20 protein-coding genes and 1 riboswitch are annotated in these 22,838 nt (G+C 61.4%); of the genes, 13 read left to right on the top strand and 7 right to left on the bottom strand.

Translation table 11 applies throughout. The features are described from left to right. Positions 1–29: 29 nt before the first annotated feature. Positions 30–965 (bottom strand): MBL fold metallo-hydrolase, encoded by a 936-nt coding sequence (locus E4Z66_RS15485; RefSeq protein WP_136463960.1) that lies wholly within the window; start codon positions 963–965, stop codon positions 30–32. Positions 966–1,192: 227 nt separating this feature from the next. Between E4Z66_RS15485 and gltX the strand changes: the two genes are divergently transcribed. Beyond that, entirely contained in the window at positions 1,193–2,518 is a 1,326-nt protein-coding gene (gene gltX, locus E4Z66_RS15480; protein WP_136463959.1) for a glutamate--tRNA ligase, read from the top strand. A 3-nt stretch (positions 2,519–2,521) separates the two neighbouring features. Here the strand turns inward: gltX and E4Z66_RS15475 are convergent, their stop codons facing one another. Next, entirely contained in the window at positions 2,522–3,088 is a 567-nt protein-coding gene (locus tag E4Z66_RS15475; RefSeq protein ID WP_136463958.1) for a gamma-glutamylcyclotransferase, read from the bottom strand. A gap of 85 nt (positions 3,089–3,173) precedes the next feature. Continuing rightward, positions 3,174–3,260: riboswitch (glycine riboswitch) on the top strand. Positions 3,261–3,419: 159 nt separating this feature from the next. Between E4Z66_RS15475 and gcvT the strand changes: the two genes are divergently transcribed. Genes gcvT through gcvP form a run of 3 tightly spaced genes read left to right on the top strand, consistent with a single transcriptional unit; the run spans position 3,420 to position 7,826 of the window. Continuing rightward, on the top strand, positions 3,420–4,544 hold the full coding sequence (gcvT, locus tag E4Z66_RS15470; protein ID WP_136463957.1) for a glycine cleavage system aminomethyltransferase GcvT: 1,125 nt from the start codon (positions 3,420–3,422) through the stop codon (positions 4,542–4,544). Between the two features lie 25 nt (positions 4,545–4,569). After that, a complete protein-coding gene (gene gcvH / locus E4Z66_RS15465) occupies positions 4,570–4,929 on the top strand; it encodes a glycine cleavage system protein GcvH (protein WP_136463956.1) in 360 nt (119 codons plus the stop codon). A 47-nt stretch (positions 4,930–4,976) separates the two neighbouring features. Then, positions 4,977–7,826, top strand: a complete 2,850-nt coding sequence (gene gcvP, locus E4Z66_RS15460) for an aminomethyl-transferring glycine dehydrogenase (RefSeq protein WP_136463955.1) — start codon at positions 4,977–4,979, stop codon at positions 7,824–7,826. 15 nt (positions 7,827–7,841) lie between these two features. Here gcvP and E4Z66_RS15455 read toward each other — a convergent pair whose 3' ends face one another. The 3 genes from E4Z66_RS15455 to E4Z66_RS15445 form a co-directional block, all read right to left on the bottom strand. Continuing rightward, entirely contained in the window at positions 7,842–8,714 is an 873-nt protein-coding gene (locus E4Z66_RS15455; protein ID WP_136463954.1) for an inositol monophosphatase family protein, read from the bottom strand. A 62-nt stretch (positions 8,715–8,776) separates the two neighbouring features. Further along, positions 8,777–11,293, bottom strand: a complete 2,517-nt coding sequence (locus tag E4Z66_RS15450; RefSeq protein ID WP_136463953.1) for an ABC transporter permease — start codon at positions 11,291–11,293, stop codon at positions 8,777–8,779. After that, positions 11,290–11,979, bottom strand: coding sequence for an ABC transporter ATP-binding protein (locus E4Z66_RS15445; RefSeq protein ID WP_136464177.1), 690 nt, complete (start codon positions 11,977–11,979; stop codon positions 11,290–11,292). The genes E4Z66_RS15450 and E4Z66_RS15445 overlap by 4 nt, the downstream gene beginning before the upstream one ends. Before the next feature lie 45 nt (positions 11,980–12,024). On the opposite strand from E4Z66_RS15445, the gene E4Z66_RS15440 reads away from it, so the two are divergent. The 3 genes from E4Z66_RS15440 to preA all read left to right on the top strand — a co-directional run bounded on the left by E4Z66_RS15440 (position 12,025) and on the right by preA (position 15,466). Then, positions 12,025–12,657 (top strand): arylesterase, encoded by a 633-nt coding sequence (locus E4Z66_RS15440; protein WP_136463952.1) that lies wholly within the window; start codon positions 12,025–12,027, stop codon positions 12,655–12,657. Between the two features lie 144 nt (positions 12,658–12,801). Continuing rightward, on the top strand, positions 12,802–14,133 hold the full coding sequence (locus E4Z66_RS15435) for an NAD(P)-dependent oxidoreductase (protein ID WP_136463951.1): 1,332 nt from the start codon (positions 12,802–12,804) through the stop codon (positions 14,131–14,133). A gap of 28 nt (positions 14,134–14,161) precedes the next feature. After that, positions 14,162–15,466 (top strand): NAD-dependent dihydropyrimidine dehydrogenase subunit PreA, encoded by a 1,305-nt coding sequence (gene preA, locus E4Z66_RS15430; RefSeq protein WP_136463950.1) that lies wholly within the window; start codon positions 14,162–14,164, stop codon positions 15,464–15,466. A gap of 7 nt (positions 15,467–15,473) precedes the next feature. Here the strand turns inward: preA and E4Z66_RS15425 are convergent, their stop codons facing one another. After that, positions 15,474–15,890: a hypothetical protein gene (locus tag E4Z66_RS15425; RefSeq protein ID WP_136463949.1), complete on the bottom strand. Its 417-nt coding sequence runs from the start codon at positions 15,888–15,890 to the stop codon at positions 15,474–15,476. Positions 15,891–15,998: 108 nt separating this feature from the next. Continuing rightward, positions 15,999–16,610: a TetR family transcriptional regulator C-terminal domain-containing protein gene (locus E4Z66_RS15420; RefSeq protein WP_136463948.1), complete on the bottom strand. Its 612-nt coding sequence runs from the start codon at positions 16,608–16,610 to the stop codon at positions 15,999–16,001. A 155-nt stretch (positions 16,611–16,765) separates the two neighbouring features. Between E4Z66_RS15420 and E4Z66_RS15415 the strand changes: the two genes are divergently transcribed. From E4Z66_RS15415 to E4Z66_RS15390, 6 genes are all read left to right on the top strand, one after another. Beyond that, positions 16,766–18,016 carry a Zn-dependent hydrolase gene (locus E4Z66_RS15415; protein WP_136463947.1) on the top strand — a complete coding sequence of 417 codons (1,251 nt, stop codon included), beginning with the start codon at positions 16,766–16,768 and terminating at the stop codon, positions 18,014–18,016. A 71-nt stretch (positions 18,017–18,087) separates the two neighbouring features. Then, on the top strand, positions 18,088–18,408 hold the full coding sequence (locus tag E4Z66_RS15410) for a hypothetical protein (RefSeq protein ID WP_136463946.1): 321 nt from the start codon (positions 18,088–18,090) through the stop codon (positions 18,406–18,408). Between the two features lie 36 nt (positions 18,409–18,444). Continuing rightward, positions 18,445–19,899 (top strand): dihydropyrimidinase, encoded by a 1,455-nt coding sequence (gene hydA, locus E4Z66_RS15405; RefSeq protein WP_136463945.1) that lies wholly within the window; start codon positions 18,445–18,447, stop codon positions 19,897–19,899. Positions 19,900–20,039: 140 nt separating this feature from the next. Further along, positions 20,040–20,816 (top strand): ABC transporter ATP-binding protein, encoded by a 777-nt coding sequence (locus E4Z66_RS15400; RefSeq protein ID WP_136463944.1) that lies wholly within the window; start codon positions 20,040–20,042, stop codon positions 20,814–20,816. 237 nt (positions 20,817–21,053) lie between these two features. Then, positions 21,054–21,986: an ABC transporter permease gene (locus E4Z66_RS15395; protein WP_136463943.1), complete on the top strand. Its 933-nt coding sequence runs from the start codon at positions 21,054–21,056 to the stop codon at positions 21,984–21,986. Then, the gene (locus E4Z66_RS15390) at positions 21,983–22,828 is read left to right on the top strand and encodes an ABC transporter permease (RefSeq protein ID WP_136463942.1); all 846 of its coding nucleotides are present in this window, start codon (positions 21,983–21,985) and stop codon (positions 22,826–22,828) included. Before E4Z66_RS15395 ends, E4Z66_RS15390 begins: the two co-directional genes overlap by 4 nt. Positions 22,829–22,838: the final 10 nt, after the last annotated feature.

Below are 22,838 nucleotides of genomic sequence, written 5' to 3'. Positions count from 1 at the left end.
CTTCTGAAATTTCGCCGCTGTGTGACCGATCAGCTTTCGGTCATCAAAAGCTGATATGTGTGCGGCACGTAGTGGTAACCTTCGCCATGCGTGTCCACATATCCGAACGCCGGGAACGGCATGTGGTAGCTGGAGAACGGGATCTTGTCCGCGCTCAGCATGTCCAGAACCGTCTTGCGCGTGTCGGCGGCGGCCTGCTTGTCCATGTCGAATTTCACTTCCCATGTGGGATGCGCCAGTGACCAGACATAGTGGTTCGCGAAATCCGCGCCCAGCAGCATCTGCTTGCCATCGCTTTCCAGCATGTAGACCGTGTGGCCCGGCGTATGACCGAACGCGCTCATCGCGGTGATGCCCGATGCGACCGTGCCACCATCTTCGAGGAAGGTCATCTGTTCGGCCAGCGGACGCACCTTTGCTTCGAAGTTCTCATTGTCCATCTTCGCCCAAGCGTCGTATTCCGTCCGGCCGGTGATGTAGCTGGCATTCGGGAATGTCGGCGCACCATCTGTCATCAGGCCGCCAATGTGGTCGCCATGCATGTGGGTCAGCACGACGATATCGACTTGATCGGCGGTGTAACCCGCAGCTTCAAGCGCGGCGACGGTTGCCGGACCTTGCAGGCCGGTATCGAACAGGATCAGTTGCTCACCAGTGTTGACGACAGGCGGATGGAAGAAGAACTGCGCCGCCTCGGTCGAGATATTCGCATCGGCGGAGACTTGGGCAAACGTGTCATCATCGACATTCAGACCGAAGATGTTCTTCGGGCCCGGCACAGTGCGGGTCCCGGCAAGAATGTTGGTCACATCAAATGCGCCGACTTTCACGCGCATGAATTGGGGGGCAGAGGCACCCGCGACGGGGGCAGCGGCCTGCGCGCCGCGACTCGCGGCAGCGGCCAATGGCAGCGCGGCGGCGCCAGCAAGCGCAGTACGGCGGGAAATTTTGGGCGAAGCAGTCATTTTGGTCGTCCTTGTTGGTCAGGATGCTAAGCATGGTAGTGCGAAAGCGTGCCGTGTCACCAGTTTCGGCGCGATTTTTACATCACTTCTGCGCGACAGTCGGATTTCACCGGTCATCAGGGGCCGGGCCTGCGAAATTCGGCCGTCCGCGCGGGCAGAGTTGGTGCCCGGAACTGGACAATTCAGCGCCCCTGTGACAAGTGGCCTGCGTCCAGCCGGAGTCCCTTATGACAACCACGCGTTTCGCCCCTTCGCCCACCGGGTACATCCATGTCGGCAACCTGCGCACGGCGCTGATGAACTATCTCATCGCGCGCAAAGCGGGTGGCACCTTCATCCTGCGGATCGACGACACCGATCCGGAGCGGTCGAAGGAAGAATATGTCGACGCGATCAAACAGGATCTCGAATGGCTTGGTCTGCATTGGGACCGCGTCGAACGGCAGTCCGAACGGCTGGACCGTTACGCTGACGCGGCGGACCGCCTGCGCGAAATGGGCCGCTTCTATGAGGCGTTCGAGACGCCGACGGAACTGGATCTCAAGCGCAAGAAGCAGCTGAATATGGGCAAGCCGCCGGTCTATGACCGTGCCGCGCTGAACCTGACCGACGACGAAAAAGCCGCCCTTCGCGCCGAACGCGGCGATGGCGTGTGGCGTTTCAAGCTGGATCAAGAACGCATCATCTGGACGGACGGCATTCTTGGCGACGTGTCGATCGATGCGGCCAGTGTCTCGGACCCGGTGCTGATCCGCGCGGATGGGCAGGTTCTCTACACCATCGCTTCGGTGGTGGACGATACGGAAATGGGCGTGACCCATGTTGTGCGCGGCTCTGACCATGTGACGAATACCGCGACGCAGATCCAGATCATCAAGGCGCTTGGTGGTACGGTTCCGACCTTTGCGCACCACTCTCTTCTGACCGGTCCGCAGGGCGAGGCGCTGTCCAAACGTCTGGGCACGCTGGCGCTGCGCGATCTGCGCGAAGCCGGGGTTCAGCCGATGGCCTTGCTGAGCATGATGGCGCGGCTTGGATCGTCTGACACGGTGGAGCTTTCCACCGATATGTCCGAACTGGTCGATGGCTTCGAGTTGAGCAAATTCGGCACCGCGCCCACGAAATTCGATGTGCAGGACCTTTACCCGCTAACGGGCAGGTATCTGCAAACGCTGCCGCTTTCGGCTGTGGCGGGTGATGTTGCCGCGCTGGGTGTGCCGGACGATTTGGCAGAGCCGTTCTGGCTGGTCTGCCGCGACAATATCGAGACGCTGAATGATCTGAAGGGTTGGTGGGAGCTGTGCCGCGATGGCGCCGACCCGGTGATCGAAGAAGACGATGCCGAGTTCGTTGCGCAGGCCTTGGCGATGCTGCCCGACGGCCCCTACGACGATACGACGTGGAAATCGTGGACATCGGCGGTCAAGGACGCCACCGGGCGCAAGGGGCGCGGGCTTTTCATGCCGCTGCGCAAGGCGCTGACCGGTATGGCACATGGCCCCGACATGGCCGCTCTGCTGCCATTGCTTCAGGTCATCCGCGCGAAGGGCTGACGATCAAAGGGTCTGGCGCATCGCGCCGACCCCCGCCAGGTAGTCATCGACCAGCAGCATTTCATCCAATGTCAGCTTCTGCGACCGCGGATAAATCGGCGCGGCCCTGTCGTCGAGGATCGGGGCCGTCCAACCATCGGTGCTGTCCATGAAGGCTATCGCGCCGGTTTCGCCAAAGGCGCGCAGATATCCCTGCACCACGACATCGACGTAACTCAGCAAGATCGGATGCTCTTGCGTGGCTGGCCCCTTGGACTGGCTTTCAATCGCGTAGATCGCAATCTCAGGACCATCCGTCCGCGTATGGGTAATGTTCGCCGTGTCCAGGATTCGGTCGTAGGCCATTTCCCGCAGGTCGAGTTCCGCCCAATCCCCGGCAGGCACGCGGGCAATCATGCCGTCGATACTGTGCCCCGGGGCGCGGGACGCCGTCAGGAACGCGAATTGTCGTGCGTCCGTATGCACCCATGCGCGCCGCCAGCCGCGCGCGGTCGCCGGGCTGGCATCCGGGTAATCGTGCGTATCGAGGTTGACGAGGCTGCCATAGCCAAAGAAGCACGGGGTGGACATGCGCCGATTGATCGCCGCGCGCCCTCGATAGGTCAAGTCGAATTGGGGGATTGACCTGCGCGCCCTCCGCCGCATACCTATAGGCACGCTAAACGTGGGAGAACCGGCCTCGCCGGTGCCGAAGGAGCAACCGCCCCGGAAACTCTCAGGCCCAAGGGACCGCGTCTTGGCGATAAAACTCTGGAGAGAGCCCGTAGCAGGGACGCCGAAGGGATAACGATCTCAGGCAAAAGAACAGAGGGGGCACCAAGTGACCGCGCGATTTCCGCGCGGCAATGGTGCCCGACGGATGCATCTTATCGCACCCCCGACGGCCACAAGGGGAGAACACATGAGCGATCTGGCCGTCACGCCGCTCTATGATCTGCATTTGGAACTTGGCGCCAAGATGGTGCCCTTCGCAGGCTATTCGATGCCAGTGCAATACCCGCTTGGGGTGATGAAGGAACACCTGCATTGCCGCGCGGATGCGGGCCTGTTCGACGTTAGCCATATGGGCCAAGTCTGGGTCGATGGTCCGGATTGGGACGCGGTCGCACTGGGTTTCGAACGCTTGGTGCCGCAGAACGTCCTGGGTTTGGCGGATGGTCGCCAGCGCTATGGGTTTTTCACGAATGACGCGGGCGGGATCGAAGACGATCTGATGTTCGCACGCCGTGGTGAACGGTTGTTCGTCGTCGTCAACGCGGCCTGCAAGGCCGAGGACATCGCGCGCATGATCCAGGCGCTTGGGCCGTCGCTAACGGTCACGCCGGTCGAAGATCGTGCCCTCATCGCGGTGCAAGGGCCCGCCGCCGAGGCGGTGCTTGCCGCGCAGGTGCCCGATATCTCAACAATGAAATTCATGGACGTGCGCAATTGCACCGTCGACGGCGTGGAGCTTTGGATTTCGCGCTCTGGCTATACGGGGGAGGATGGTTTTGAAATCTCTATCCCCGAAGCGGAGGCAGAGCGTGTGTGCCGGGCGCTGTTGGAAGATCCCCGTGTCCAGCCCATCGGGCTTGGTGCGCGCGACAGCCTGCGTTTGGAGGCGGGTCTTTGCCTTTACGGACATGACATTGACGCCGGGACCAGCCCGGTGGACGCGCAGCTGACATGGGCCATCCAAGCCGTCCGCAAAACAGGCGGCGCGCGTGCGGGGGGATTCCCCGGCGCGGCGGCGATCCTTGACCAACTGGCGCATGGCAGTGACCGCAAAAGAGTGGGCCTGCTGCCGCAAGGACGTGCGCCGATGCGCGAAGCTGTTCCGCTTTTCGACAGTGAAACCGCAACGGACCCGGTTGGCATCGTCACGTCCGGTGGGTTTGGCCCGACAGTCCAGGCGCCGGTGGCGATGGGGTATGTGCCGACGAACCTGTCCGCGCCTGATACTGAACTTTGGGGCGAAGTCCGGGGCAAACGCCTGCCCGTGCGGGTTGCGTCGCTGCCCTTTGTTCCCGCAAACTTCAAACGCTGATCCAATCCAACAGAGAGTCCTACAGATGAAATTCACCGAAGAACACGAATGGTTGCTTGTCGAAGGCGATACGGTCACCGTCGGGATCACCGAGCACGCGGCAGAGCAACTGGGCGATATCGTTTTCGTCGAACTCCCCGAAGCTGGCACCGAAGTCAGCAAGGATGAAGAGATCGTCGTGATCGAAAGCGTCAAGGCGGCGTCCGACATCCTCGCCCCGCTGGATGGCGAAATCATAGAGATCAACGACACGCTGACCGACGCGCCGGGCCGTATCAACGAAGACCCGCAGGGCGAGGCATGGTTCTTCAAGATGAAGCCTGCCGATATGTCCGAACTGGACAGCTTCATGAGCGAAGCCGAGTATAAGAGTTTTATCAGCTAAGCTCGGCCAAACAATTCGCATCCGTATGTAATCTGGGAGTGCAGCGCATGACTTTCACGCCGACCGACTACCTGCCTTACGACTTCGCCAATAGACGACATATCGGGCCATCTCCGTCAGAAATGTCCGATATGCTGCAGGCCCTTGGGGTCGCATCGCTGGATGAGTTGATCGACCAGACCGTGCCTGAAGGTATTCGCCAGGGCAGCGCGCTTGGTTGGGGCAAGGCGATGTCGGAACGCGAAGTGCTGCACCACATGCGGGAGGTCGCGGGCAAGAACAAGGTGCTGACCTCGTTGATCGGTCAGGGCTATTACGGCACGGTCACGCCGCCCGCGATCCAGCGCAACATCCTGGAAAACCCTGCTTGGTATACCGCCTATACCCCGTACCAGCCGGAAATCTCGCAGGGGCGGCTCGAGGCGTTGTTGAACTTCCAGACGATGGTTTGCGACCTGACCGGGCTGGATGTTGCCAATGCCTCGCTTCTGGATGAGGCCACGGCCTGCGCCGAAGCGATGACGATGGCGCAGCGTGTCGCCAAATCGAAGGCCAAGGCGTTCTTCGTGGATCAGGACTGTCATCCGCAAAACATCGCGGTCGTGCAGACCCGGGCCGCGCCTCTCGGGATCGAGGTGATCGTCGGTGATCCCAAGGACATGGATGCAGAGACCGTCTTTGGCGCGCTTTTCCAGTATCCCGGCACATATGGCCATGTGCGTGACTTCACGCCCCAGATCGAAGCGCTTCATGCGGCCAAAGCAATCGGCGTCGTCAGTGCAGACCCGCTGTCACTGACCCTTCTGAAAGAGCCGGGCGCGATGGGCGCGGATATCGCGGTGGGGTCGACCCAACGCTTTGGTGTGCCGGTCGGGTTCGGCGGACCCCACGCCGCCTATATGGCCTGCCGCGACGCCTATAAGCGTTCCATGCCAGGGCGTATTGTTGGCGTCTCCGTGGACAGCCACGGGAACAAGGCATATCGTCTGTCGCTGCAAACGCGCGAACAGCATATCCGGCGCGAGAAAGCGACTTCCAATGTGTGTACCGCGCAAGCGCTGCTGGCGGTGATGGCAGGGTTCTATGCCGTCTTCCACGGACCTGATGGGCTCAAGGCCGTGGCGCAGCGTATCCACCGCAAGACGGCGCGTCTGGCCGAAGGTCTGAAACAAGCCGGTTTTGCCGTGCAGCCCGCGGCCTTCTTTGACACGATCACGGTCGAGGTCGGACCACTGCAAGCGGCGGTGATGAAATCCGCCGTGGACGAGGGGATCAACCTGCGTGCCGTTGGCACCGACCGGATTGGGATTTCGCTGGATGAACGCACCCGCCCGGCCACGACCGAAGCAGTCTGGCGCGCCTTTGGCATTACCCGCGAGGACAAGGATTACACGCCACATTACCACATGCCGGAAAAGCTGATCCGCGAGAGCAGCTACCTCACCCATCCGATTTTCCACATGAACCGGGCCGAAACAGAGATGATGCGCTATATGCGGCGTCTGGCGGACCGTGATCTGGCGCTGGACCGGGCGATGATCCCGCTTGGTTCCTGCACGATGAAGCTGAACTCCGCCGCAGAGATGATGCCGGTCAGCTGGCCAGAATTTTCGCTGCCGCATCCGTTCATTCCGGCGGATCAGGCCGCCGGTTTCCACGAGATGATCGACGATCTCAGTGCCAAACTGTGCCAGATCACCGGGTATGATCAAATCTCCATGCAGCCCAATTCCGGCGCTCAGGGCGAATATGCGGGGTTGCTGACCATCGCCGCCTGGCACAAGGCGCAGGGGCAAGGGCACCGCAATGTCTGCCTGATCCCGATGTCCGCGCATGGAACCAATCCGGCGTCGGCGCAAATGGTCGGCTGGAAAGTGGTGCCGGTGAAATCGGCAGAGAACGGCGATATCGACCTGGAGGATTTCAAGGCCAAGGCCGAAGCCCATGCCGACACGCTGGCGGGCTGCATGATCACCTATCCGTCCACCCATGGCGTGTTCGAGGAAACCGTGACCGAGGTGTGCCGGATCACGCATGAACATGGCGGGCAGGTCTATATCGACGGGGCCAACATGAACGCGATGGTGGGCATCAGCCGTCCCGGCGATCTGGGCGGGGACGTCAGCCACCTCAACCTGCACAAGACGTTCTGCATCCCTCATGGCGGCGGTGGTCCGGGCATGGGGCCGATTGGTGTGAAATCGCACCTGATGCCGCACCTGCCGGGCCATCCGCATACAGGGGGGCAAGAAGGCCCGGTCAGTGCCGCGCCCTATGGCTCCCCCAGCTTGTTGCCGATCTCCTGGGCGTATTGCCTGATGATGGGCGGCGAGGGGCTGACGCAGGCGACCAAGGTGGCCATCCTCAACGCCAATTACATCGCGAAACGGTTGGAGGGCGCTTATGATGTGCTTTTCACTGGGCGAAACGGGCGGATTGCGCATGAATGTATCATCGATACGCGCCCGCTGGATGACGTCGCCGGAGTAACCGTGGAAGATATTGCCAAGCGTCTGATGGATTGTGGCTTTCACGCCCCGACCATGAGCTGGCCGGTCGCGGGCACGTTGATGATCGAACCGACGGAGAGCGAGACAAAGGCCGAACTGGATCGGTTCTGCGATGCCATGCTGGCGATCCGGCAAGAAGTGCGCGATATCGAAGAAGGCCGCATGCCGCGCGACGTCAACCCGTTGAAGATGGCACCGCACACGATGGAAGACCTCGTGCGCGAATGGGACCGCCCCTACAGCCGGGAGCAGGCCTGCTTCCCGCCCGGTGCCTTCCGCGTGGATAAATACTGGCCGCCGGTCAACCGTGTCGACAACGTGCATGGCGACCGTAATCTGGTCTGCATCTGCCCGCCGATGGAGGATTATGCCGAAGCGGCGGAGTGATCCGCCGCGTTCCGCTTATTCCGCCGGTTCAAGCAAGGCGCTGAAATGTGCGGCGAGGCGTTTCCACGTCGCCTCGTCCGCAGCGCTAAGCAAGTAGCCCGATGTGATGGAGGTCGTATAGGCCGTGCCGTCCAGCATCGCAGAATAACCGCCCGCCTGTTGGCACAGCATTACGCCCGCCGCGTGGTCCCATGGTGCCAGCTTTGACGCCATCACGAAGTCAACCGCGCCTTCGGCCAACAGCCGGTAGTGATGCGCTGAACAGCGCAGCGTCCACGCATGGGCGAGATCGAAACATGCCTCCATCGCTGCGCGGCGATGCGGCAGCGGCATGAAGTTCGGCTCGATGATGCCGGTCATCTGCGCAAGATTTGCGCGCGCACGGGTCGTGACGCGGCGGCTGCGCCCGGACACACCCGTCCATGTGCTGGGCGTATCGATATCCGCCCAGATCGCGTCATTGCCGATGGGATCGAAGATCAAACCAAATACCGGCCGGCCAAAGCGGCACACGGCAATCATCGTGCCAAACAGCGGCAGACCATGGGCGAAGTTCCACGTGCCATCGATTGGGTCGATCAAAAAGCCAAGCTCTGCCTGCTCCAGTTTTTCGCGGTAGTCGGTGTGGGTCTCCGACATCTCTTCGCCCACGATCACCGCGCTGGGGAACGCAATCTGCAACCCGCGTGCGATCAATGCCTCGGCAGAGGTGTCGGCCTCTGTCACAAGGTCGGTCACGCTGGATTTCTGGCTGATCTGGCCTGCGTCAAGCGCGCGAAACCTCGGCATGATTTCCGTGCGGGCGGCGCGGCGCACAAGGTTCAGAACGGTCGCGCGTTGTGCTTTCGTGAAGGGGGCGGTGACGGGCAGGGGCAGTTGGTCGGTCATCAAGATCCTCGGAATCGCGGGGTTGCCGGGGGTTTAACGCGGCGGCGCGGCGGTTCAAAGTCTCATTCGCGTGCGCGCAGCACCCGCGCCGGGCGTGCGGCCAGTGGACGCCACGCGAAAAGCAACCCCGCCAGCAGTGTCGCCAGCACGCCGCCTGCGATGATCGCAAGGGCGTTGCCCCAGATCACCGTGAAACCCGTGTCGAGAACATAGTGACTGACGGCCCAGCCACCAGCAAGACCGGCCCCCAGTGCGACCAGCCCGGCGCAGGCCCCAAGCAGCGCAGAGCGGAGCGCGAAGCTGGCGAGAATACGCGCACGTGTCGCCCCGAGGGTCTTGAGAATGGCGGCCTCATAGGTTCGCGCGCCCGTGCTTGCCGCCGCCGCGCCGATCAGAACAAGGAAGCCGGTCAGCAACGTCGCCGCCGCACCGTAGGACGTCGCCGCCGCCAGTCCGGACAGAACTTCTGCCACACGGTCAATGGCGTCTCTTACGCGGATCGCGGTGATATTCGGAAACGCGCCTGCCAAATCGCGCAGGATCTGCGCCTCTGCCTCCGGCTTTGCATAAACGGTGGAGATATAGCTATGCGGCGCACCTGCGAGGGCACTCGGGTTCATCGTCAGGATGAAGCCGATTCCGGCGGTCGAAAAATCGACCTCGCGGAAGCTGGCGATGGTGCCTGTGATATCGCGGCCCAACACGTTGATGGTCAGCGTGTCGCCCAAAGACAGGCCCATTTCCACCGCTTCTTCAGCCGCGAAAGAAATCAGCGGCGGCCCGGAGTAATCTTCGGGCCACCATGTCCCAGCGACAAGGCGGGTATCGTCCGGCGTTTTGGCCGCATAGGTCACACCGCGGTCGCCTTCCAGCACCCAATGCCCGGGGGCGAATTCTTGCGCCGGGATGTCGTTGATCCGTGTGATGATGCCACGCAGCATGGGCGCGCTGTCGGTCCGGCTCACCGCTGGATCATCCTGAAGCCGCGCAAGATAGCCGGGCATCTGGTCTTTCTGTATATCTACGAAGAAATACGACGGCGCGACGTCGGGCAGATTGCCGGAGATCGCCTGCCGCAAGTTGCCGTCGATCTGGCCGACTGCCGCCAGAACCGACAGGCCCAGCCCCAGCGACAAAACGACGGAGGCGGCCCCTTCGCGCGGCCCGGCAATGGCGGAGAGCGCCCATCGCCAGATCGGGCGTCCGCGCATGCGGGGCGCGATTCTCCGCGACAGCGCGCGGATACCAAGCGCCGCCAGCACCAGCAGGATCAATGCCCCGGCGATCCCGCCAGCCGTCCAGAGGGTCAGTCGCCAGGTGCCGGAAAACCACGCCGCCAGCCCGATCAGCAGGGCGAGCGCCACCCCTGATGCCGCGACATAGCGCGGCGCGGGGAACCAGCGTGTCCGGCTCAGCGCATCGCGGAACAGGGTCGCGGCGCGCACGTCTTCGGTGCGGGCCAACGGCCATAGCGTGAACAGAAAGGCGGTGAGAATCCCGTATATCGCGGCCTCCAACAAAGGCGCCGGATAGATGGAAAAGGCCGCCGGGATCGGCAAACGGTCTTCGATCAGCGGGGCCAGCGCCAGCGGTGCGATTGCCCCCAAGGTCAGACCAATGCTGATGCCAACAATCGATAATGCGCCGATCTGAAGGAAATACGTCTGAAACACCGTGCGCCGTTCCGCGCCCAATGTGCGCAGCGTCGCGATGACCGACGTCTTGCTGGTGATGTAGGCACGCACCGCAGCCGAAACGCCAACACCGCCCACCGCCAGCCCGGACAGCCCGACAAGGATCAGAAACGCGCCCAGCCGGTCGACGAATTCCGCCACCCCCGGCGCGCCGTTGCGGGCATCGGTCCATCGCATCCCACTATCGGAGAATCGGTTCTTCGCATCATCGGCCACACTGGCCAATTCGGTGTCCCGCCCCAGATCCAGACGGTACTTGGTGTTGAACATCGTGCCCGTGCCGATCAGGCCCGATCTATCCAGCGCGTCGATCCGGACGATGATCCGGGGTCCCAGCCCGAAACCGCCCGCCGCACCATCGGGTTCATCGGTCAGAACCGCGCGCAGGGTGAAGTCGTTGTCACCAAGGCGAAAACTGTCCCCGATGGCGAGGCCCAGACGATCCATCAACACCCGCTCCATCACCGCGCCGTTGCCGGCAATGGCCTCGTCCAATGCAATAGCGGGATCTAGCCCGACAGTGCCGATCAGCGGATAGGCGTCATCCACCGCCTTTACCTGGGTCAGACCCCGTTCGGCACCGTTATCCTGCGGCACCACTGCCATGGACCGGAAGTCGATGATCTGCGACACGCGGTCTGCATTCGCTTCCATCCAGTCCCGTTCCAGCGCGTCGGCAAAGCGATAGGTAAACTCCATCTCGGCATCGCCGCCCAGCAGGGCCGCGCCCTCTCGGGCCAACCCGGCCTCGATCGAGGCCCGCACGGACCCGACCGCCGCGATGGCGGCCACCCCAAGGGCAAGACAGGCAAGAAAGATGCGGAAGCCGCGCAAACCACCGCGCAATTCGCGGGCGGCAAGCCGTGCAGACAGGGCGAGGCTCATTCCGCAGCCTCGGCCAAGCTATCGATACGCCCGTCGCGCAGGCGAATGACCCGGTCACATCGGCTGGCCAGTTCGGACGCATGGGTTACCAGAACCAGCGTCGCACCATGCCTGTCGCGCAGACCGAACAGCATATCCATGATTGCCTGACCATTCGCCCCGTCCAAATTCCCCGTAGGTTCATCTGCAAGCAAAATCTTCGGGCGCGGCGCGGCGGCGCGGGCAAGGGCGACCCGCTGTTGTTCGCCGCCCGACATCTGCGAGGGGTAATGCCCGCTGCGATGGGCCAGACCGACGGCGGCCAATTCCGCCTCTGCCCGATCGAACGCATCCTGCACGCCCGCCAATTCCAGCGGTGTCGCCACGTTTTCAAGCGCGGTCATCGTGGGGATCAGGTGGAAGGACTGGAACACGATGCCCATGTTCTCCCGCCGGAACCGCGCCAATTGATCCTCGCTCATGGTGGTCAGGTCTTGGCCCAAGGCGTGAACGCTGCCGCCCGTGGCCCGTTCCAAGCCGCCCATCAGCATCAGCAGCGAAGACTTCCCCGACCCAGAGGGGCCGATCAGCGCCAGACTTTCGCGCGCAGCCACATCCAGCCGAATGTCGTGCAAAATATCGACGCGCCCGGCATTGCCATCCAGCGAAAGCTGCACATCTTCTAAACGGATCACGGGGTCGGACATCATGGCGGCCTTTTCGGTTATACGCTCCGATATGGAGGCGGGATTATGATGAACAAGTTAATTTGCGCGATGTCACTGGTGATTGCTGGCGCAGCAGGGGCAGAGCAGGTCACGATTGCGGCACTTGGTGACAGCCTGACCCAAGGCTATGGCCTCCCGCAAGAGCAGGGTTTCGTGCCGCAGCTGCAACGCTGGCTCGATGCGCAAGGCGCGGATGTGACGCTGATCAATGCCGGGGTTTCGGGTGATACGACAGCGGGCGGTTTGTCGCGCGTGGCCTGGACCCTCACACCAGAGGTCGACGGCATGATCGTCGCGCTGGGCGGAAACGATCTGCTGCGCGGGATCGCACCGGAAGTTGCGCGGCAGAACATTGACGGCATCCTGTCTGCTGCTGCGCAGGCGGATGTGGACGTTCTTTTGGTTGGGATGCAGGCACCAGGCAATTACGGGCCGGACTACAAGCAGGCGTTCGACACGCTCTATCCCGAACTGGCCGACAGCTATGGGACACTCTACCTCGACAGCTTTTTCGCAGGCTTGCCCAGCCGCGATCCTGCGGCGCTTGCAGACTATGTCCAGCCAGATGGGCTCCACCCCAATGCACAAGGCGTTGCGGCCATTGTCGAGGGATTCGGCCCGCTGGTGTTGGAGCTTGCAGAGCGGGTGCGCGACTAACCACGCCGCCACCCAAAAGCGGAAATGCCTAGAAAACAGGCACATGATCTGCCCGGATCAGTGGCCCGGTTTTTTACCAGTTGATAAAAAAATCGACCTGTGAGACGGTTTTTGAAAGAAAACAAGACCAACAGGGATACCGAAATGGGACACTCGCCTTTCACGCCGGGCGTGGTTGCTGGCCGTCAAACGGCCGAAGCACTCAGCGACGGATTTGCCGATCTGCATCCGCCACTGGACGATCACGAGGCACTGGTAGCCGCCGACCGCTGCTATTTCTGCCATGACGCCCCGTGCATGACGGCGTGCCCCACGGATATCGATATTCCACTGTTCATTCGCCAGATTTCCACAGGCACACCGGAAGCCGCAGCGCGGACCATTCTTGGTCAGAACATTCTGGGCGGCATGTGCGCCCGGGTCTGCCCCACGGAAACACTGTGCGAAGAGGTTTGCGTGCGCGAAGTCGCCGAAGGCAAGCCGGTCGAGATCGGGCAATTGCAACGCTATGCGACAGACACGCTGCAACGGCAGGGTGTCCACCCGTTCGAACGGGCCGCCAGCACAGGAAAAACCGTCGCCGTGGTGGGCGCCGGGCCTGCCGGGCTTGCCTGCGCGCATCGCCTCGCCATGCACGGACATGACGTGGTTGTCTTTGACGCGCGCAGCAAACCCGGCGGCCTGAATGAATATGGCATCGCAGCGTATAAAAGCGTCGATGGGTTCGCGCAGGCAGAGGTCGAATGGCTTCTCAAGATCGGCGGCATCGAGATGCAGTACGGCAAGCGCTTTGGCGCAGACCTGTCGCTGGAGGCATTGAAGTCGGAATTCGACGCGGTCTTTCTTGGCATCGGTCTGGGCGGTGTGAACGCACTTGGGATCGACGGGGATGACAAAAGCGGCGTGCGCGACGCGGTCGATTTCATCGCGGATCTGCGCCAGGCAGGCGATCTGACCGAACTGCCGGTCGGGCGCGATGTTGTGGTGATCGGTGGCGGCATGACGGCGGTGGACGCTGCCGTTCAGGCCAAGCTGCTGGGCGCGCTCAACGTCACAATCGCTTATCGGCGCGGCAAGGACCGGATGCCCGCCTCTGAATTCGAACAAGATTTGGCAGCATCGAAAGGCGTGCGGATCGTCTTCAACGCAGTTCCCAAAGCCGTGCATGGCAACGGTGCTGTGCGCGAGATCGAGTTCGACTATGTCTCCGCCGACATGACGCCCACGGGCGAAACGCTCCGCCTGCCGGCCGATCAGGTTTTCCGCGCGATTGGGCAGACACTGGATGCCGACGGCCTGCCAGAGCTTGACGGGCGCAAGATCAAGGTGACGGACGCCGGACGGACCTCTGTCGACGGGGTTTGGGCCGGGGGCGATTGTGCCAGCGGCGGCGATGACCTGACCGTGACAGCGGTGGCCGAAGGGCGCGACGCCGCAGAAGACATTCACCAGACTTTGACAGGGGCGGTGCGCTAAGGCGCACTCTTTCAAGAGGACCGGCACCATGGCTGACCTGACATCCGATTTCGTGGGCATCAAAAGCCCGAACCCCTTCTGGCTGGCCTCTGCGCCGCCGACTGACAAGGAATACAACGTTCGCCGCGCCTTTGAAGCGGGGTGGGGTGGCGTCGTCTGGAAGACGCTGGGCGCCGAAGGGCCGCCTGTGGTCAATGTGAACGGGCCGCGCTATGGCGCGATCTGGGGCGCAGACCGGCGGCTGCTGGGCCTGAACAATATCGAACTGATCACCGACCGTCCGCTGGAAACCAATCTGGAGGAAATGGCGCGGGTCAAGGCCGACTACCCTGACCGCGCTTTGATCGCGTCGATCATGGTGCCGTGCGAAGAGGCCGCCTGGAAGGCGATCCTGCCGCGCGTGGCGGAGACCGGTGCAGACGGGATCGAACTGAACTTCGGCTGTCCCCACGGCATGAGCGAGCGCGGCATGGGCGCTGCGGTGGGTCAGGTGCCCGAATATATCGAAATGGTCACGCGCTGGTGTAAGCAGTATTACGACAAGCCCGTGATCGTGAAGCTGACGCCGAACATCACCGACATTCGCAAACCCGCCGAAGCCGCGCGCAATGGCGGCGCGGATGCGGTCAGCCTGATTAACACGATCAATTCGATTACCTCGGTCAATCTGGACACGATGTCACCGGAGCCGTCCATCGACGGCAAAGGCTCGCATGGCGGCTATTGCGGCCCGGCGGTGAAGCCGATCGCCATGTCCATGGTGTCGGAAATCGCACGTAACCCTGCGACGCACGGTCTGCCGATCTCGGGCATTGGCGGCATCACCACATGGCGCGACGCGGCGGAGTTCATCACCCTGGGGTGCGGCAACGTGCAGGTCTGCACAGCTGCGATGACCTATGGTTTCAAGATCGTGGAAGAGATGATCTCGGGCCTGAGCCAGTGGATGGATGAAAAGGGTCACGAAAGCATCGCAGATTTCTGCGGCGCCGCAGTTCCGAATGTGACTGACTGGCAGTATCTGAACCTCAATTACATCGCCAAGGCCGAAATCAATCAAGACGACTGCATCAAGTGCGGTCGCTGTTATGCGGCTTGCGAGGACACGTCCCACCAAGCGATCTCCATGTCCGAAGACCGCACGTTCGAGGTGATCGACGAGGAATGCGTCGCCTGTAACCTGTGCGTCAATGTCTGCCCGGTCGAAGGCTGCATCACGATGGTGCCGATGGAACCGGGCACGACCGATCCCCGGACGAACCGGCCAGTTGAACCGAATTACGCCAACTGGACGTCGCATCCGAACAATCCCGCAGCCAAGGCTGCGGAATAAAAGCTCCTTATGCTGCCGGGTTCATCGGCAGCATCCGATCTTCCGGATCGCGGATCACGCTAAGCAGGTCATTCAGGCCGTGACGGGCCTGAAATGCCGCTGTGATCTGCTTATCCGTATCGGACGCTTCTTGCGCTTCGATGATGCTGCGTGCTTCGGCGTTATGCTCCGGCACGGCAGTGGGTTCCATCGCGGGTTTCTGGGCCTCTTGCGTGGGCTCGGTATCCGCCTTTTCCTTCGCTTTCGCTGTACGAGCTTGCGCGGAACTGTCGGAAAATTCTCGTGCAGAGGCATCGCCGCTTTCGGCACCCGCCCGGCCAGAAATAACGCGTTGCAGCGCGACGACGGACGCGATCACTTGCGCCTGTGACGTGTTCTGCGCCGACGCTGGCCCGTTGGACGCGACTTCATTTATTGCAAACATGGGCTCGTCTCCAAGGTCATGCCAAAGGTCGAATGCCCGCCACCCGTTGTGGAAATTAATCTACCGGCAACAGGGATTTACACCAGATGAATCTGAGTTACTGGTGAATCAATCCTTAGCGGGCGGAGACAGCAAGCTGCGGAACATCGTTTCCAGATAGGCCGCGGCCCCATCGAAATCGTCCTGCGTGCGCAAGACGCGAATCTGCGCCTCGAAATCGGCATAGTGCTGCGTGGTCGCCCAGATCGAGAAAATCAGGTGCTGCGGATCGACCTGCGCCAGCAGGCCGGCCTCCATCCACGCACGAATTTGCGCGCATTTCTCGTCAAACAGCGGTTTTAGATCTGCTTCCAGATGCGGTCCCATACGCGGCGCACCCTGCACGATTTCATTCGCAAAGAGCCGACTTTCGCGCGGATATTCCCGCGCCATATCGACCTTGCGACGGACATAAGCCAGCAGTTCTTCCAGCGGATCGCCTTGCGGATCCAGCGCCCGCAGCGGGTCCAGCCAGGTTTCCATCAACTGGCTGAGAAGCGTGACGTGGATATCCTCTTTCCCATTGAAATAATACAGAATATTCGGCTTCGACAATCCCGCCGCATCGGCGATCATGTCCAAGGTCGCACCGCGATACCCATGGGCAGAGAACACGTCCAAACCCGCGTCGAGAATCTTTTTCCGGTTCCGCTGCTGGATGCGGCTCGGCTTTTTCGGCATGTCTTCCAAGGGGCGCAAACCTTTGCTTAAATTCGGTGCAATTGCCTTTTTTATCACAGGCGCCGGTCAAAGCTTTTCTTGACACAATCCCGACGGCCCATAGGGTTGCTTTACCAAATGGTAAAAAACAAGCCGATTCAAGTGGCGGGGGACAAATGGCGGCACCGGGAGAAAACCTGCGTATCAATGGCGACAGGCTGTGGGACAGTCTGATGGAGATGGCCAAGATTGGGCCGGGGATCGCGGGCGGTAACAACCGCCAGACCCTGACGGACGAAGATGCCGAAGGCCGCGCGCTGTTCCAGAAATGGTGCGAGGATGCAGGCTGCACCATGGGCGTGGACGAGATGGGCAACATGTTTGCCCGGCGCGAAGGCACCGATCCGGACGCGCTGCCGGTCTATGTCGGCAGTCACCTCGACACGCAGCCGACAGGCGGCAAATATGATGGCGTCCTGGGCGTTCTGGGCGGGCTGGAAGTGCTCCGCTCTCTCAACGATCTGGGCATTCAGACCAAGCATCCCGTTGTCGTGGTCAACTGGACCAACGAAGAGGGTACGCGTTTTGCACCGGCGATGCTGGCCTCTGGCGTCTTTGCCGGGCGGCACGATCTGCAATGGGCCTATGACCGCGAAGACGCGCAGGGCAAGAAATTCGGCGATGAGTTGGACCGCATCGGCTGGAAAGGCGATGAGAAAGTCGGCGACCGCAAGATGCACGCCTTCTTCGAGCTCCATATCGAACAGGGGCCGATCCTCGAAGCGGAAGGCAAGGATATCGGCGTCGTGACACACGGCCAGGGCCTGCGCTGGATCGAATGCACGGTGACGGGCAAGGAAAGCCACACAGGCTCTACCCCCATGCATATGCGCAAGAACGCGGGCCGGGGCCTTGCCCTGATCACAGAGCTGGTGCACGAGATCGCCATGTCCCGCCAACCCAACGCGGTCGGCGCGATCGGTCATGTCGACGTCTATCCCAATTCGCGCAACATCATTCCGGGCAAGGTCGTCTTTACGATCGACTTCCGGACGCCGAATCTCGACAAGCTCAATGGTATGGTGGACGAACTGTACCAACGCGCGCCGCAGCTTTGCGAAGAGATCGGGGTCACGTTCGAGGCGAAGCTGGTCGGCCAATTTGACCCGCCCGCCTTCGACGAGAAATGCGTCGGTGCGATCCGTGACGCGGCAGAGCGCCTTGGCTACAGCCATATGGATATCGTCAGCGGCGCAGGTCACGATGCCTGCTGGATCAACGATGTGGCGCCGACGGCGATGGTCATGTGCCCCTGTGTTGACGGGCTCAGCCATAACGAGGCCGAAGAGATCAGCAAGGACTGGGCCACCGCCGGCGCGGATGTGCTGTTCCACGCGGTTGTCGAAACAGCGGAAATCGTATCGTGAAACGCCCCGTGTTGCCAAAACCGGTCCAGCCGGATCTGGCACATGGGCGCAGCCGGAGAGGACTCCTGCGCATGTTCGATCCGAATCTGTCGATCGAAGACCGGATCAAGGATATCATCCGGCGCGAGATCGACGAATATGAGACGGATACCGAACAAACGCTGGCGACGCTGGACGCATTCCGCGCCGCGTTCCAGCAACCGCAGCGGGTGACCGTCCATTTCGCCGGCGGGACCACGCGGGACTGCTGGTCGGTCACCCGGTCAGACGGCACCTACCGCGTCGTCTACCTGCCGGTGGCCGGGTATTTCGCGCTGTGCGTGGAAAGCAATTTCGGCCCGAAGGACATCGGCGTGCATGGAAGCGCCATCGGGTGCTTCAGTTCAGTTTGAACGAAACGACATCATTATTAAGATACGGGGCAAGGAATGACCAAAGTCATCAAGAACGGAACCATCGTCACTGCGGATCTGACCTATGAGGCGGATGTTCTGATCGATGGCGGTCAGATCATTGAAATCGGCAAGGGCCTGAAGGGCGACGAGGAACTCGACGCGACCGGCTGCTATGTCATGCCCGGCGGCATCGACCCGCATGTGCACTTGGAAATGCCGTTCATGGGCACCTATTCCAGCGACGATTTCGAATCCGGCACCCGCGCCGGACTGGCGGGCGGCACCACGATGGTGGTCGATTTCTGCCTGCCCAATCAGGGCGAAAGCCTGATGGACGCGGCCAAGCGGTGGGATAACAAATCCACCCGCGCCAATTGCGATTACTCCTTCCACATGGCCGTGACATGGTGGGGGGAGCAGGTCTTTAACGACATGCAGACCATCGTGCAGGAAAAGGGCATCAACACGTTCAAGCACTTCCTCGCCTATAAGGGCGCGCTGATGGTGAATGACGACGAACTCTTTGCCTCGTTCAATCGCTTGTCTGAGCTCGGCGCGATTGCCATGGTCCACGCGGAAAACGGTGATGTGGTGGCAGAGCTGACCGCGAAACTGCTCGCCGAAGGCAATAGCGGGCCCGAAGGCCATGCCTATTCCCGCCCCTCCCAAGTGGAGGGCGAGGCCACCAACCGCGCCATCATGATCGCGGATATGGCAGGTGTGCCTCTGTATGTGGTGCATACCTCTTGCGAGGAAGCCCACGAAGCGATCCGTCGCGCCAAGATGCAAGGCAAGCGCGTCTGGGGCGAGCCGCTGATCCAGCACCTGACGCTGGACGAAAGCGAGTATTTCAACGCGGATTGGGACCACGCCGCACGCCGAGTGATGTCGCCGCCGTTCCGCAACAAGAAACATCAAGATTCGCTTTGGGCCGGGCTGCAATCGGGCACGCTCAGCGTTGTGGCCACCGACCACTGCGCCTTTACAACCGAACAGAAACGCTATGGCGTTGGTGATTTCTCAAAGATCCCCAACGGTACGGGCGGGCTCGAAGACCGTTTGCCGATGCTTTGGACCCACGGTGTGGAAACCGGGCGCCTGACCCCGAACGAATTCGTCGCTGTGACCTCCACCAATATCGCGAAAATCCTCAACTGCTACCCGAAGAAGGGCGCAATCCTCGTCGGCGCGGATGCGGATATCGTGGTGTGGGATCCGAAGAAGGAAAAGACGATCACGGCCGCGTCGCAGCAATCGTCAATTGATTACAACGTCTTTGAGGGCAAGCACGTCAAAGGCCTGCCGCGCTTCACCCTGACCCGTGGTCACGTGGCGGTGCATGACGGTGAAATCCGGACGCAAGAGGGCCACGGCAAGTTTGTCGCCCGCGAACCCAACGGCACAGTGAACAAGGCGCTTTCCACGTGGAAAGACCTGACCGCCCCGCGCCCGGTGGAACGGACCGGCATCCCGGCCACCGGTGTGTGACGAGAGCCTGATGCACGGAAAACAGACAACAGCCGCGGCCTCGACAACGCCTTTCCCGGGGCCGCGACTCGCATGACCGACTGGTGGATCAAGCCGCAGTTTCCAGACATGCGGCACCCTGCAAGATCAAGAAATACAAAATGAATACGATCATATCTGCCAACAATCTCGACCTGACATTCCAGACGAATGACGGTCCGGTCCATGCACTGAAAGGTGTGAACCTCGACATCGATCAAGGCGATTTTGTTTCCTTCATCGGCCCGTCCGGCTGCGGCAAGACCACCTTCCTCCGGGTCATGGCGGACCTTGAGCAGCCCACCGGTGGCACAATCACCGTCAACGGAGTCTCGCCCCGCGAAGCACGGCTGAACCGCGCCTATGGTTACGTCTTCCAGGCGGCGGGGCTGTACCCGTGGCGGACCATCGGCGGCAATATTCGTCTGCCATTGGAAATCATGGGTTACGATAAGGCCGCACAGGCGGAGCGTGTCGAAAAGACACTGGAACTGGTGGACCTCGCCGGGTTTGAAAAGAAATTCCCTTGGCAACTCTCCGGCGGCATGCAGCAACGCGCCTCCATCGCCCGCGCGCTCGCCTTCGACGCCGATATCCTGCTTATGGACGAACCTTTCGGTGCGCTGGATGAAATCGTCCGCGATCACCTGAACGAACAACTCCTGAACCTGTGGGATCGGACCGGCAAAACCATTGGCTTTGTGACGCACTCCATCCCCGAAGCGGTCTACCTTTCTACCAAGATCGTCGTCATGTCGCCGCGGCCTGGCCGGATCACTGACGTGATCGAAAGCCCGCTCCCGAAGGAACGTCCACTGGATATCCGCGACACCCCTGAATTTCTTGAAGTCGCGCACCGGGTGCGCGAAGGCCTGCGCGCGGGGCATTCCTATGACTGACCGCCATTCACCGGCGCAGAGGACGCTCTTCGCTCGCCCCCTGCCACCGAACCGCATTGCGTTTAAGGGCGCGGCGACCCCCTTCATCGTTCACGGTCATCGGCTCTCCAGCCTGTACCGCAGGACGAACAGACCGCATAATCCTTTCATTGTTCCTAAAATACTCAAGAAACTTCGCCAGCGATTGGCGCAGCGGAATGAGTATTTGCAGAACAATGAAGGGGGATGGGCCGCGTCATGAGGTCTGTGGCGCCGGTCCTGACTGTTCTCGCAGTTATTGTTGGCCTTTGGTATCTGGCCGTCGCGCCCATGAACATTCGTGTGGCGTTGAATCAAGCGGAGCGTGCGGGGGCCGAGATTGTTCCGGAAGGAGCAGTGCAGCGTCGCCAGACATCCGTGTGGCGCCTTATGGCACAGAACACTGCGTTTGTTTCCGAAGGTTACGCGCTTGAACGGCCGCGATTGCCGACGCCGGTGCAAGTTGGGGAGGAACTTTGGAAGACCACCGGCAAGATGGTGATGCGCGGGCGCGCTTGGTCCAAGCGGTCCTTGATCTATCACGGGTGGATCACGTTACAATCGACGCTGTGGGGGTTCTTTCTGGGGACGGCCGTTGGGATCATCGGAGCCGTTGCGATTGTTTATAGCCGCGTTGCGGATATGAGTTTGATGCCTTGGGCCATTATCAGTCAAACGGTGCCCATCGTTGCCCTTGCGCCGATGATCATCGTGCTCACGTCGCAGATCGGGGTTGAGGGGCGCGGTTTGCCGAAGGCGATTATCTCCGCCTATTTGTGCTTTTTCCCTGTGCTTGTTGGCATGGTGAAGGGCTTGAGGTCGCCGGGCCCGTCGCAATTGGATTTGCTCAAGACCTATAACGCGACAGGGCTGCAGACTTTCCTCAAGCTACGGCTTCCCGCCTCGGTTCCTTACCTGTTCACTTCGCTGAAGGTGGGCATCGCGGCGGCGTTGGTTGGCACCATCGTCGGTGAATTGCCGACGGGTGCGATCTCTGGGCTGGGGGCACGTATTCTGATCGGGGATCAGTTCGGCGCACCGCTGGCGATCTGGTCGGCGCTGTTTGCCGCTGCAATCCTGGCTGGCGTGCTTGTTACCTTGCTGGATGTGGCCCAACGGGTAACCCTTCGACGTATGGGGATGGCGACATGATGTGGCTGGCCGGCGCGCTTGTTTTCTGGGCCTGTGCCTGGGCCGGCAATGTCGCCTTGGCCAATTCGCCTTGGTCAGAACGGCTTGGAGTCCGGCTGGCGGTTCCGCTGCTGTTCGGGGTCACCCTTCTGGTTCTGTGGGAGGGGCTGGTGCGCGCCTTTGGTGTGTCGCCGGTGATCCTGCCGCCGCCCTCTGCTGTCGCGCAAACATTCGCCAATTCGACGGATATCCTATGGCAAGATTTTCAGCAGACCGTCTTGAAGGGCGCTTTGCGCGGATACGTTATCGGGGCGTTGGCGGCCTTCTGTACGGCGATTCTGATTGACCGGTCCGTGTTCCTGACCCGTGGGTTGCTGCCCATCGGCAACTTCGTCGCGGCGTTGCCCATTGTCGGGATCGCGCCGATCTTGGTGAACTGGTTCGGCTTTGACTGGCAGTCCAAAGCCGCGGTGGTCGTGGTCATGGTCTTCTTCCCGATCCTCGTGAACACGGTGCAGGGCCTTGGCCAGTCCGATGCGATGAGCCGGGATCTGATGCGCACTTATGCGGCGAGCTACCCTCAGACACTGCTCAAGCTGCGATTGCCCGCGGCCCTGCCGTTCATCTTCAACGGATTGAAAATCGCGACAACGCTCGCCCTGATCGGCGCGATCGTTGCTGAATATTTTGGCTCACCGACGCGGGGGATGGGGTTCCGCATCTCGACCGGCGTCGGAAGCTTGTCAATCGACTTGGTCTGGGCCGAAATTGCCGTCGCCGCGATTGTGGGTACGGCATTTTATGGGGTGGTGTCCTGGCTGGAGGCCCGGTTCACCTTCTGGCACCCCTCACAACGACAATGACAAAAACGTC

Origin of the sequence: Aliishimia ponticola, assembly GCF_004803475.1 — a bacterium.
Lineage (GTDB): Bacteria > Pseudomonadota > Alphaproteobacteria > Rhodobacterales > Rhodobacteraceae > Aliishimia > Aliishimia ponticola.
The sequence above is the reverse complement of the archived record's forward strand: the minus strand, read 5'-3'. Positions and strand labels throughout refer to the sequence as shown.